This is a genomic window from Streptomyces sp. NPDC093801 (assembly GCF_040701585.1).
Taxonomy (GTDB): Bacteria; Actinomycetota; Actinomycetes; order Streptomycetales; family Streptomycetaceae; genus Streptomyces.
On the sequence record NZ_JBFBDP010000056.1, the window covers coordinates 23637 to 36014 of the forward strand.

The following is a 12378-nucleotide window of genomic DNA, read 5'->3' on the forward strand; positions in this document are numbered from 1 at the left end:
GCACACCGGGCGCACCCGCCCGTACCACCGCAGAATCGGGGGCATGGACCTGCCGGTGATGCCTCCCCTGAAGCCGATGCTCGCCAAGTCCGTGGCGAGGATCCCGCCCGGCATGCAGTACGAGGCCAAATGGGACGGCTTCCGGGCGATCGTCCACCGCGACGGGGACGAGGTGGTCATCGGCAGCCGCACCGGCAAGGACCTGGCCCGGTACTTCCCCGAGCTGGTGGCGGCGCTGAAGGAGAACCTGCCGCCCCGCTGCGTGGTCGACGGGGAGGTCGTGATCGTGCACGGCGGGCGGCTCGACTTCGACCGGCTGACCGAGCGGATCCACCCGGCCGCCTCCCGCGTGAAACTGCTCGCCGAGACCACCCCGGCCGCCTTCGTCGCCTTCGACCTGCTCGCCCTCGGCGACGAGGCCCTCCTCGACACCGCGCTCGCCGAACGCCGCAGCGCCCTGGTCCACGTCCTCTCCACAGCCCGGCCCCCCGTGCACCTCGCGCCCGCGACCACCGACCCCGCGCTCGCGCGGGAGTGGTTCGAGCGGTTCGAAGGCGCCGGACTCGACGGGGTCGTCGCGAAACCCCTCGACCTCCCCTACCGGCCCGACGCCCGCCTGATGTTCAAGATCAAGCACGAGCGTACGGCCGACGTCGTCCTCGCCGGTTTCCGTTTCCACAAGAGCGGTCCGATCATCGGATCGCTGCTCCTGGGCCTCTACGACGCCCACGGCGCCCTCCAGCACGTGGGCGTCTGCGCCGCCTTCCCCATGAAGCGCCGCGCCGAGCTCGTCGAGGAGCTGGAGCCGCTGCGGATGCCGGACGCCGAGGGGCACCCGTGGGCGTCGTGGACCGAGGAGGCCGCGCACGAGAGCGCCCGGCTGCCCGGTGCGCAGAGCCGCTGGACGGGGAAGAAGGACCTGTCCTGGGTGCCGCTGCGCCCCGAGCGCGTCTGCGAGGTGAAGTACGACCACATGGAGGGCGACCGCTTCCGGCACACCGCGCAGTTCCTCCGCTGGCGGCCCGACCGCACCCCGGAGGACTGCACGTACGGGCAGCTGGAGGAGGTCGTCGGCTACGACCTGGACGAAGTGCTGGGCGGCGCCGGCTGAGGGGCCGGCGCGGCGGACGCCGTGAGTTCCTCCCACCGGGCCCGGTCGGGGCCCACCGCGTGGGGCTCCCAGCCGGGCCGGTCCGCGAGCCAGCGCGCCACCGCGGCACGGACCGCGGGGTCCGCGTAGGCCCGCCGGGGAGGTTCGGCCAGGTGGCGGACCCTGGCCCGGGCCCGCATCACCTCCGGGTCCTCCAGCGCGCACGCGAACAGGGCGGCCGCCTCCCGCGCCCGGTCGGCGCGGTCGGCCCGGCCCGGCCCGCCCGCCCGCGTCCGCGCCCCCTCCGCGAGGCGCTCCCCCACGGCCGCGTCCGCGCCGGCCTGGAAGTCGAACCAGGGCTTCAGGGTGCGCAGCGCCCAGCCGTGGTAGCCGGCGGCGAAGGCGGGCGAGCCCGGGTCCCGGTGGGCCGTCCGGGTCACCCGGTCGGCCGCCCACAGCGCGAGCGAGGTCCCCTGGGCCAGGGTGGGGTTGGTGTGGGCGAGGGCGTCCCCGACGGGGACCATCCCGCTCACCACGGGGCCCCGCCCGTCGGCCAGGGGGCTCCACCGGTTGTCCAGGCCCGCGGTGGCCAGGACCTCCGACAGCGGCTCGGCGCCCAGGCCGAGCCAGGCGGCGCCCGGCGGGAAGGCCCGGGCGGCGGCCTCGAAGACGGCCGGATCGCGCAGGGCGGCCCGGGTGGGGTCCCCGGTGTGGGCGAACACGGTCACGGCGAAGACCCGGTTGTCGGACGGGAAGACGGCGCAGCCCGCGAAGGGGCCGCCGGTCACCGTCCAGGGCCGGCGCGGACCCTCGTCCACCCCGTCGGGCAGCCGGTACCAGCGGCAGAAGTAGGCCAGGCCCGTGCGGTGCCGCTCGACGGCGGCCGGACGGCAGCCGGCCGCGGCCAGCAGGGGCGCGGAGCCGCCGCGGCGGCCCCCGGCGTCCACCACGAGGTCGCCCGCGTACCGGCCGCCCGGGGTGCTCACCCCGGTGATCCCGGGCTGCGCGCCCCCGGCCGCGGTCAGCCCGGTGACCGGCTCGCCGTAGCGCACCACCGCGCCCCGTTGCGCGCGCAGGGCGGTGGTCAGCGCGCTCTCCAGCACGATGCGCCGGGCCTGGAGCAGCACCAGGTCCTCGTCGCCGGGGCGCGCGGGCGGCCGTACGTCGAACCAGTCGAGCTCGTGCCGCTCGCGGGCGCCGAGCCGGAGCATCTCGGCGTGCACGTCGGGCAGCTCGGCGCGGAGCACCGCCCGGGCCGCGCCGAGCAGGACGTGCGGCTGGGCCGCCTGGGGCACGCCCGGGCGCCGCCAGCCGAAGAAGTCCCGGTCGAGGGCGGTGCCGGGGGCGCGGGCGTCCCGTTCGAAGACCTCGGCGGTGTGTCCGCGCCGGGCCGCGAGCAGGGCCGTCGCCAGCCCCGCCACCCCACCGCCGATCACCAGCAGATGTGCCATGGCGCGCCCCCCCGGGCCGGTGTACGTACGACGATCGGACCGACAGAGCCTGCGCGCACGGCGCCTGGCCGAAACTCGCACACCCGTCCGAGGGGCGGGCGGGCACCGCCTTGACGCGCCGTCTCCTCGCCGCGGGGAATGGGAGGATGGCCGTTCCCCCGTAGGACGACGGACAGGACTGCCCGCGTGACGTCCCAGAACCCCGAACCCACCGGCGCCCCGCGCGCCGTCCCCGGGCCGAACGCCGTCGTCGGCGTCGGGCTGGTCGTGCTCGGCCCCGACGGGCGGGTGCTGCTCGGCCAGGCGCACGACGGCCGCTGGGAGCTGCCCGGCGGCAAGGTCGACCCCGGGGAGGGCTTCGAGCGGGCCGCCGCTCGGGAGCTCGCCGAGGAGACGGGCCTGCGCACCGCCCCGGAGGCCGTCGAGGTGCTGGCCGTCCACATCTCCTCCACGGCCACCGACGTGACCCGCCTGACGGCGGCCGCCCTCACCCGCTCCGCCGAGGGCACCCCGGTGGTGACCGAGCCGCACAAGATCGCCCGGTGGCGCTGGTTCGCCCCGGCGGAGATCCCCGGGGCGCTGTACGCCCCGTCGGCGGCGGTCCTGCACGCCTGGCGCCCCGACCTCCCGGACCTGCCCGCCGTCCCCCACCACGACTACCCCACCGCCGGCCCCCGCCAAGGCCCCCCGGCCGCCGGCCCGGCGACGGCTTAGGCCGTGTCCTTCGGATCAGGCCGGGGCGCGAAGTTCCCCTCGCGGAGGTCCTCCGCGAGCAGCCGCTTGGCGATCGCGTCCGACGCCGCCCTCAGTTCCGCGCTGCGCGGCCGGCCCCGGTCCCGCTCCAGCCGGTCGCCGAGCCACTGCCCCCATGCGGCGGAGATGACGTCGGCCTCCCGCTGCCCGCCCCGCGTCAGGCTGAAGAAGCCGTTCTGCCGGGTCAGGTAGCCCTCCTCCACCATGCGGTCGAAGACCGGCAGCAGCACCTCCGGCGGCAGCGACCGGCGCGAGGCGATCAGCCCCAGCCCGGCGTGCCCGACCGTACGGGTCAGCAGGTCCACCTGCATGACGGCCCACGCGCCGGCCATGTCCAGCCGGGTGTCGGAGGCCTCGACGATGCCGCGGGCCTGCTGCGGCCCCATCGTCCGTACGAGCTTGCCCACGGCCAGCTCCAGCAGCTTGGCCGAGTCCCCCGAGGCCGTGGCCGGCGAGGCGAAGCCGTCGCCCATGTCCGTGGACGCGGCGCGGACGCTGTCGCGCAGCCGGACCTGCTTGAGGAAGAGGGAGACGACGAAGCCGACGACGGCCACCGGCACGGTCCACAGGAACACGGTGTGCAGCGCCGCGGCGTACGCGTCGACGATCGGGCCGGCCGCCGCCGGGTCGAGCGCGTGCACCCCCCGGGGGCTCTGCGCGGCGGCGGCGAGCCGCGCCGGGTCCTCGCCCCCGGCGCGGGCGGCGCGCGCCACGGCGGCCTCCAGCCCGGGCGCCAGGCTGTTGGCGTAGATCGTCCCGAAGACGGAGGTTCCGAACGCGCTGCCCAGCGTGCGGAAGAAGGTGACGCCGGAGGTGGCCGTGCCGAGGTCGGCGTAGTCCACGGTGTTCTGCACGGCGATGGTGAGCACCTGCATGCACAGTCCGATCCCGGCGCCGAGCACCAGCATGTACAGCGATTCCCGCCAGGGCCCGGTGTCCGCGTCCATCCCGGACAGCAGGTACAGGCCGACCCCCATCACGGCGCAGCCCGCGATGGGGAAGATCCGGTACCGGCCGGTCCTGCCGGTGACGCCGCCGCTGAAGACGGACGCGGCCAGCAGACCGAAGACCAGGGGCAGCGTCCGTACGCCCGACAGGGTGGCCGAGTCCCCGTCCACGTACTGGAGGTAGGCCGGCAGGAAGGTCATCGCGCCGAGCATGGCGAAGCCGACGACGAAGCTGAGCACCGAGCACACCGTGAAGACGGGGTTGCGGAACAGCCGCATCGGCAGCATGGGTTCGGCAGCCCGGGTCTCCGCCAGGCAGAACAGCGCGAGCGCCAGGACCCCGCCCGCCAGAAGTCCGACGATCACGGCGGAGTTCCAGGGGTACTCGTTCCCGCCCCAGCTGGTCGCCAGGATCAGCGCGCTCGACCCGACGGTGACCAGGGCGATGCCCGGGTAGTCGATGCGGGGCCGCCCCGGGGTGCGTACCGAGGGGATGGTGCGGGCGGCCGCGACGACCACCAGCACGGCGAGGGGGACGTTGACGTAGAAGGCCCAGCGCCAGCTCAGGTGGTCGGTGAACAGCCCGCCGAGCAGGGGGCCGATGACGGTGGCGACGCCGAAGACGGCGCCGATGGCGCCCTGGTAGACGCCCCGTTCGCGCAGCGGGACCACGTCCGCGATGAGCGCCATCGACGTGACCATGAGGCCGCCGGCGCCGAAGCCCTGGAGGCCCCGCCAGAGGATCAGCAGGGTCATGTTCGCGGCGAGGCCGCAGAGGAAGGAGCCGGTGACGAAGACGACCGCGGAGATCTGGAAGACGGCCTTCCGGCCGAAGAGGTCGCCGAACTTCCCGACGAGCACGGTCGCGACGGTCTCCGCGAGCAGGTATGCGGTCACCACCCAGGCCATGTGGTCCCCGCCGCCGAGGTCCCCCACGATCGTGGGGAGCGCGGTGCCCACGATCGTCTGATCGAGGGCGGCCAGCAGCACGGCGAGCATGATCGTGCCGAAGACGACGTTGCGCCGCCGCCGGTCGAGCGCGGGCGGCGGCGCGACCGTGGCGGGGGCAGTGGTCACCCTCGCACTGTCACAGCCGCCCGCCCCCGCCGCATGCCGCAAGCCGCCGTACGGGGGACCCCGCCGACCGCCCCCGGAGCCCGGGCTCAGCGCAGGTGGGCGAGCCCCGGGTGCTCCGCCGCGTACCCGTCCAGCAACCGGCGGGCCACGGTCACCGAGTCCACCAGCGGGTGCAGCGCGAACGCCTTGACGGCGTCCACCCGCGAGCCGCTGCCCGCGGCGGCAAGGACCGCCCGCTCGGCCGCCTTCACCGAGGTCACCAGCCCCACCGCGTGCAGGGGCAGCGGTGCCACCGACACCGGGTGCGCCCCGTTCGCGTCGACCGCGCACGGCACCTCGATCACCGCCTGCGCGTCCAGCACGGACAGGGTCGAGCCGTTGCGGACGTTGAGGATCAGCGTCGTCCGCTCGTTGCGGGCGATGGCCCGCATCAGCGCCAGGGCCACCTTCTCGTAGCCGCCGGACTCCAGGTCGCTCTCCTCGCGCTCCCCGACGCCCGCCACCTCGCGGTTCTCCGACATGTACGTGGCCTCGCGCTCGGCCCGGGTCCGGTCCCAGGCGGCGAGCGCCGCCCCGGCGGGCTGCCCCGGCCGGCCGGCCTCGGCGTAGAAACCGCGCTGCTGGTCGCGCAGGAAGGCCCCGCGCGTCCGCTCGGCCTCCTGGTAGGCCCGTACGGTGTCGCGGTTGAAGTAGTAGTAGTGCAGGTACTCGTTCGGGATCGCGCCCAGCGAGCGAAGCCAGTCGGCCCCGAAGAGGCGCCCCTCCTCGAAGGACTCCAGCGCCTGGTCGTCGGCCAGCAGCCGGGGCAGTTTGTCGCGTCCGCCGACGTGCAGTCCGCGCACCCAGCCGAGGTGGTTCAGGCCGACGTAGTCGATCCAGGCCTCCTCGGGACGGGCGACGCCCAGGAGGCGGGCGATGCGGCGGCCGAGGCCGACGGGCGAGTCGCAGATGCCGATGACCCGCCCGCCCAGTTCCTCGGACATCGCCTCGGTGACCACCCCGGCGGGGTTGGTGAAGTTGATGACCCAGGCGTCCGGGGCGGTCCGGGCGATCCGGCGGGCCAGCTCCCGGGCCACCGGCACGGTCCGCAGCCCGTACGCGACACCGCCCGCGCCGACCGTCTCCTGGCCCAGCACCCCTTCGGCCAGGGCGATCCGCTCGTCCGCCGCACGCCCCTCCAGACCGCCGACGCGGATGGCCGAGAAGACGAAGTCGGCTCCGCGCAGGGCCTCGTCCAGGTCCCGGGTGGCGGTGACCTCCGGGGCGTCCGCCTCCCCGGAGGCGGCGGCCTGGTCCGCGAGCACCCGGGCCATGGCGGCGAGCCGCACGGGATCCTCGTCGTAGAGGGTCACCCGGGACACCCGGCCCTCGGCGTGGTCGCCGAGCAGTGCTCCGTAGACGAGCGGGACGCGGAATCCGCCCCCGCCGAGGATGGTCAACCGCACGCCCCTACCGTCCTTCCGGCCTTTCGAGGTACCGCCCGCCGCCACGGCCCGGGGCGACGCGCCCCGGGCACCGACGCGGATGCCACGATCGGCGGCATCCACTCGATGTCGCCGATCGTGGCATCCGGCCCTCGGCGCCCGGCGGGGGCGGACCGGAGCACCGCCGGATCGACAGGTCCTGGGGACCAGTGTCCCCCGCCGCGTCAGTCCCCCAGCGCCGGAACCGCCCGCAGGCGGGCCCCCTGCTGCTTGGGGAAGCCCGCGCCGCCGGGCACGGGACCGGTCGGCAGGCCCTGCGGGGCCGAGAGCACCAGGGTGATCCGGGTGAGCCCCATCCCGTCGAGCATCCGGCTGGTTTCGGCCACCATCCGGCAGCGCACCAGGCCCCAGCCCGGGTCGGGGTGGCGCACGGTCCGCACCGCGCCGTCCAGCTCGGCGGCCTCCTGCCCGTGGGTGGTCAGCCAGTGCGGGACCCCGTACCGGTAGGCCGCCTCCATGAACGGGTCACGGGCCACCTCCTGACGGATGCTCCGCAGCCCCTCGTCCTCCGGGGCCGCCTCCAGGGCGGTGGCGAACTGGGCCAGCAGCGGTACGCACCAGGCCGGTTCGTGGTCCTCCAGCACGGCCGCGGCGTCCGGGTGGAAGAGCACGAAGCGCAGGAAGTTGTCGTCCGGCAGGGCCGTGGGGTGCGGCCTCACCGTCTGGAAGAGCCGGTCGAAGGCCGAGTTGGTGAGGGCCACGTCCCAGCGGTGGTCCACCAGGAAGCTCGGGTAGGGCACGGCCTCCATCAGGGCCGCGTAGTCGACCAGGTAGTCGCGCTGGGCCGGGTCCTGCGGCAGCCGGCTCTCCTCGGCCGCGCGCCAGGTGGGCGGCGGGTCGCGGTCGACCATGATCCGGAAGAGCCAGAAGCACTGCCGCTCGCTCATCTCCAGGGCCTCGGCCAGGGCGAGGAGTTTGCGGTCGGTCCATTCCTTGACCAGGCCGCGTTCCCAGTTCCCGTACGCGCGTACGCTGATGCGCAGGCGCGCCGCGAGGTCTTCCTGACTCAGGCCCAGTTCTTCGCGGCGTTGGCGCAAAATCTCCTTGCGCCGCTCCGACCGCACTGCGCCACGGGCGGACTCGTCGCCCGCCAGGCGCTCCTCACCGGCTCGGACGAGGCCATCAGACGGGCCCACCGCTGCGAGATGTGGCACCGAGAGCTCCCCCTCCTCAACGGTCTGGATCTTCATTTCCGTGTGGCGATCCTGCTACCGACTTCATTCGAGTGTCAACTATTGTGGCAATTCCAGCCTGGCGACAGCTCATTCGCGCCACAGCTGTGGCAAGTTATGGCTCTCCCAAAACAAACCGGATAGATTCCCTGAGGCCGACCACGTGCCCACTGACCTCGCGCGATCTAGGAGAACCACTGGTGACAGACGGCTTCCCGGCTCCCGTCGCGGTGGCCAACGCGCCCCTGGCGGCAACCGTCACGCGGGTCGCCGAGCTGGCGAACAAAATGGGCCGCGACCCGAACCAGGTCTTCGACCTCCGCCGCCTCTCCGAGGCTTCCGGGGTTCCCACGGACGTGATCAGATCCCTGCTCGACGGCAGGCGGGCCGGTGAACCCGATCTCCAGGCGCGCTTCCTCCAGCGCCTCGACCTGCTCCGGCGGACCCGGGTGAAGCCCAACGGCCGCCGCTACACCCAGCAGGAGATCGCGGACGGCGCCGGGATGTCGCGGCAGCAGGCGGGCGCCCTCATCAACGGCGACCGGCGGCCCACCATGGAGCACTGCGACGCCATCCAGCGCTTCTTCGGGGTGCACGCGGGCTTCCTCACCGCCCATGACGCAGACGCCCTCACCGACGCCCTCCAGCGCACCGAGCAGCAGCTCCTCCAGGACTTCGCGGGACGCGAGCGCCAGACCGTGCCGGCCGAGGCCGCCGCGGCCGGCGACCCGCTCGCACGGCTCCTGCAGAACCACGGTGTCCGGGGCATCGCCTGGCGCGCCGCCCAACTGCCCAGCGACAAGCACCGGGACAAGGTGACCGAATGGCTGGACATGCTTCTCGAAAGCGTCAAACCGAACGAATCATGACCCAGTCGAAAGTCTGGATCTGATCCTTGAGTCCTGATCCGGATCCGCGTCGACGGGGAGAACGGTGAGCATAGGCAGAGCGCAGCGGCGATTGTGCGCGGAGCTGGTGTCCGGCATCAAGCTGGCCGCCCCCGTGGAACCCGTGGACCTCTACGCCGCCCTCTGCGACGGCATGAGCAGGCACCGGGGCCGCCCGGTGCAGTTCCGGATGGCGGCCTTCCCGCAGGGGACGGCGAGCGGGCTGTGGCTGGACATGGCGGACCGGGACCTGGTCGTGATCGAGGAGCGCACCGCGCCGGACCACCAGCTGGTCATCCTGGGCCACGAGCTCTGGCACATGAAGGCGGGCCACTGCAGCCACCACGTCGACGGCGCCGCGGTCGCGGCCCGGCTGCTGAGCGACGGCGCCGACCTCGGCGAGACGGTCCGCAGCGTCGCCGCGCGCACCCGCGCCGACGTCCAGGAGGAGACGGAGGCCGAGACCTTCGGGCTCCTGCTCGGCAGCCGGTGCCGCACCTGGCTCGCCGGATCCTCCGGCGCCCGGCCGGCCGGGCGGCGCGACGAGCTGGCGGGCCGGATCGAGACCTCCCTCGGCTACCGGGGGCACAGGAACGACCGTTGAAAGGACCGGACTACTACATCCCGGCGGCCGCCATGGCGATCTCCCTCGTCTGCAAGCTGCCGGCCCTGCGCACCAACTGGCGCGATCCGCTCCTGCGGTCGGTCTGTGTCCTGCTCCTCCTGGCCGGCTCGGTCTTCACCTTCGCCGCCCCGCCCACCATCGAAGCCGTCAACCGCTGGACCGGGATACCCAACTTCTCCGCCCCCCTGGTCTACTGCCTGATGACCGCCTTCAGCGCCTCCTGCCTCGTGCTGGTCTTCAACTGGCGCGGCGGCCCCGCGGAGGAGATCCGGGCCACCTCGCTGCGATGGATCGCCGGCTACTCCGTCGTCGTCGCGGCGATCGTCGTGCTGTTCGCCATCGGCTCGGCACCCGTCGAGCGGCTGCGCGACTTCGACACGTACTACGCGAACACCCCGTACATCCGGCTGATGATCGCCTCCTACCTGCTGGCGCACAACGTGGCCGTGATGATGATGGTCTCGATGTGCTGGCGCTGGTCCCTCCAGGTCTGCGGCTGGCTCCGGGCCGGCCTGCTGATCATCGTGTCGGGCTACGCCATCAGCCTGGCCTACGACGCCGCGAAGATGTCCGCCGTCGCCGCCCGCTGGTTCGACCGCGACCTGGACTTCCTGAGCACCTTCGTCGCCCCGCCGCTGGCCTCCGCCGGCGCGCTGGTCAGCTCGGTGGGCTTCGTGCTGCCCCTGGTGTACCAGCGCGTGTCGGACAGCTGGCGCACCTGGAGCACCTACCGGCACCTGGGGGCGCTGTGGCACGAGGTGCAGCGCACCGCGCCGAGCGGCACGCCCGGGGTGCGGATGTCCTGGTGGTCCCCGGCCGCGATCCGGGTGATCCAGCGGGAGTCCGACATCCACGACGGGTTCCTGCGCCTGGGCCCCTGCTTCGACCGGCGCCACCGCGACACCGCCTACGAGCGGGCCCTGGCGGCCGGCGCGGACGAGGAGACGGCCCGCGCCGTCGCGGACGCGGCGATGGTGGCGGCCGCCGTGCTGGTGTGCGCCTCCGACCCGGAGGCGGCGTCCGGGGGCGAGGAGGAGGAAGCCGACGGGAACCGGGTCCTCGTCACCGCCGACGGTCCGCGCGACCTGGTACGGATCTCGCACGCGCTGCGGCACTCGCCGCTGGTGGCCGCGGCCCGGCGGCAGGCGGCCCCGGCGGGGGGCTGAGCCCCGCGGCAGGCGGCCCCGGCGGGGGCTGAGCCCGCCGGGGCCGCGCGGCCGGGAACGCCGCCCCGAGCCTCAGCGGGAGGCGGTCACCGACAGGGCCGGGAACAGGTCCTGGAAGGCGCCGGCGGAGTCCGTGCCGGCCCGCCCGTAGGGGGCGTCGAAGCTCCAGACCATGAACAGCAGGAACACGATCAGCGCGCTGAACAGCCCGGCCAGCAGCAGCTCGCGGCCGGAGCGCCGGATCTGGAGGGTGAAGATCAGCCCGATGGTGACCACCCCGCCCACCAGCAGCCCGACCCAGACCACGCTCGGCAGGGTGGACTCGTCGCTCTGCGTGCGCGAGTGGCGGGCGTCGTCGGCGGCCGCGATCTGGTCGAGCAGCGGCTGGTAGGCCTGCGCCTGGAGCTCGTTGGCGGGGCTCTGGTGGGTGACGTCAGTGCGCAGCTTCCCGAGCAGCTGCGCGCCCTCGGGGGAGGCGTCCCTGCCGGAGACCAGCCGCGGCCAGTCGACGCTGACCGTGTGGGAGACGTACGCGTCCACCTCGCCGCGGATCCGGTCGCGGACGGGCACCGGGTAGACGTCGGCCCGCTGGGTGACCTCGTACAGCGCCTGCGCCTCGCGGCGCACGCTGTCCTCGGCGGCGCCGCGCGCCTCCCAGACCCCCGCGATCGCCAGGCCCAGGACGATCGCGTAGACCACGCCGACCATCATCGTCATGTACTCGATGACGTCGGGGGTTTCGCTGGTGTCCTCGTCGTCCGCGACCCGGCGGTGCCGGATCACGGTCATGGCGAGGACGAGGGCGCAGACGAGCGCCATGGCGATGGCCAGGACCAGCCATTCGGACACGAGGGATCTCCCGTTCGTGGGTGCGTCAGTGCGGGGGTGCGTCGGCGCTCCGGCGCCTCGGTGTTTCGGTGCTTCGGTGTCAGGAGGCCGGGCCGCGGCTCTTGCCCCGGGGGCGCAGCGCGGCGGCGGCGAGCACGGCCGGGGTGGTGACGACCACCATCAGCATCATGGTGCTCAGTCCGTTCGGGCCGCGCCGCTCCAGGGCCGCGGAGCGGTACGGGCGCACGTGGAAGGCGCGCACGGGCGCGGCCGCGCCGGGCGCGGGCGGACCGGAGGCTGCGGCCGGAGCGGCCTCCGCCGGGGGCGCGGGCGCCGGCGGAGCCGGGGGTGGCTGCGCCGCGCCGGCCGGCGCCGGGGCCCCGGGCGCGGTGGCCTCCGGCAGGCCCGGTGCCGTGCCCGGGTGGTGCACGGCGGGCCGCTCGGCGCCGGGCACCGTCACCCGTACGGCGGGCGGGACCACGGCCGGCGTCCCGGGCCGGGCCACGGGCGGCGGGGGCATGGACGGCCGTACGGGCGGCCGCCCGGCGGGCACGCACACGTCGACCCGGGCCCCGCTGCCGTGCCCGTCACCGGCGACCGCCACGTGGCCGTGCAGCGGGCAGAGCGCGGCCACCATGCCCGCCCCGGCGTAGTACTGCCAAGCCGTCACCGCGGTCCTCCGATTCGGCAGCCGACATGAGGGTTACGGCTGAAGAAACGATCAAGGGCCCGGTTCGACACGCGCCGGACGGGTCAAGGCCCCTGTCCGGGGGATGACTTCGGGCCGCGCGGCTGACGGCCCCGGCCGGGCGGGCCGGGCGGGCCGGGCGGGCCGGGCGGGCCGGGCGGGCCGGGCGGGCCGGGCGGGCCGGGCGGGCCGGGCGGGCCGGGCGGGCCG

Annotated in this window: 11 protein-coding genes; 5 read left to right on the forward strand and 6 right to left on the reverse strand. The window is 74.7% G+C overall.

From position 1 onward, the window contains the following. The first annotated feature begins 43 nt into the window (after positions 1-43). The gene (locus tag AB0469_RS38530) at positions 44-1111 is read left to right on the forward strand and encodes an ATP-dependent DNA ligase (protein ID WP_366456264.1); all 1068 of its coding nucleotides are present in this window, start codon (positions 44-46) and stop codon (positions 1109-1111) included. On the opposite strand, the gene AB0469_RS38535 is transcribed toward AB0469_RS38530, so the two are convergent. Continuing rightward, on the reverse strand, positions 1075-2541 hold the full coding sequence (locus AB0469_RS38535; protein ID WP_366456265.1) for an NAD(P)-binding protein: 1467 nt from the start codon (positions 2539-2541) through the stop codon (positions 1075-1077). The genes AB0469_RS38530 and AB0469_RS38535 overlap by 37 nt on opposite strands. 186 nt (positions 2542-2727) lie before the next feature. Here AB0469_RS38535 and AB0469_RS38540 point away from each other — a divergent pair, with 186 nt between their 5' ends. Continuing rightward, positions 2728-3255: an NUDIX hydrolase gene (locus tag AB0469_RS38540; protein WP_366456266.1), complete on the forward strand. Its 528-nt coding sequence runs from the start codon at positions 2728-2730 to the stop codon at positions 3253-3255. On the opposite strand, the gene AB0469_RS38545 is transcribed toward AB0469_RS38540, so the two are convergent. The 3 genes from AB0469_RS38545 to AB0469_RS38555 all read right to left on the reverse strand — a co-directional run bounded on the left by AB0469_RS38545 (position 3252) and on the right by AB0469_RS38555 (position 7839). Continuing rightward, entirely contained in the window at positions 3252-5240 is a 1989-nt protein-coding gene (locus AB0469_RS38545; RefSeq protein WP_366456274.1) for an MDR family MFS transporter, read from the reverse strand. The genes AB0469_RS38540 and AB0469_RS38545 overlap by 4 nt on opposite strands. A 164-nt stretch (positions 5241-5404) precedes the next feature. Then, positions 5405-6763, reverse strand: a complete 1359-nt coding sequence (locus AB0469_RS38550; protein ID WP_366456267.1) for a 6-phospho-beta-glucosidase — start codon at positions 6761-6763, stop codon at positions 5405-5407. Between the two features lie 203 nt (positions 6764-6966). Further along, entirely contained in the window at positions 6967-7839 is an 873-nt protein-coding gene (locus tag AB0469_RS38555; RefSeq protein WP_366456268.1) for a helix-turn-helix domain-containing protein, read from the reverse strand. A gap of 335 nt (positions 7840-8174) precedes the next feature. On the opposite strand from AB0469_RS38555, the gene AB0469_RS38560 reads away from it, so the two are divergent. The 3 genes from AB0469_RS38560 to AB0469_RS38570 all read left to right on the forward strand — a co-directional run bounded on the left by AB0469_RS38560 (position 8175) and on the right by AB0469_RS38570 (position 10652). Then, entirely contained in the window at positions 8175-8843 is a 669-nt protein-coding gene (locus AB0469_RS38560; protein ID WP_042817517.1) for a helix-turn-helix transcriptional regulator, read from the forward strand. Positions 8844-8907: 64 nt separating this feature from the next. Further along, positions 8908-9465: a toxin-antitoxin system, toxin component gene (locus AB0469_RS38565; RefSeq protein WP_366456269.1), complete on the forward strand. Its 558-nt coding sequence runs from the start codon at positions 8908-8910 to the stop codon at positions 9463-9465. After that, the gene (locus AB0469_RS38570; protein WP_366456270.1) at positions 9462-10652 is read left to right on the forward strand and encodes an MAB_1171c family putative transporter; all 1191 of its coding nucleotides are present in this window, start codon (positions 9462-9464) and stop codon (positions 10650-10652) included. The genes AB0469_RS38565 and AB0469_RS38570 overlap by 4 nt, the downstream gene beginning before the upstream one ends. A 72-nt stretch (positions 10653-10724) precedes the next feature. Here the strand turns inward: AB0469_RS38570 and AB0469_RS38575 are convergent, their stop codons facing one another. Together AB0469_RS38575 and AB0469_RS38580 are read right to left on the reverse strand one after the other, a co-directional pair. Next, positions 10725-11501, reverse strand: coding sequence for a hypothetical protein (locus AB0469_RS38575; RefSeq protein ID WP_366456271.1), 777 nt, complete (start codon positions 11499-11501; stop codon positions 10725-10727). A 79-nt stretch (positions 11502-11580) separates the two neighbouring features. Continuing rightward, a complete protein-coding gene (locus AB0469_RS38580; protein WP_366456272.1) occupies positions 11581-12150 on the reverse strand; it encodes a hypothetical protein in 570 nt (189 codons plus the stop codon). Between the last annotated feature and the right edge of the window lie 228 nt (positions 12151-12378).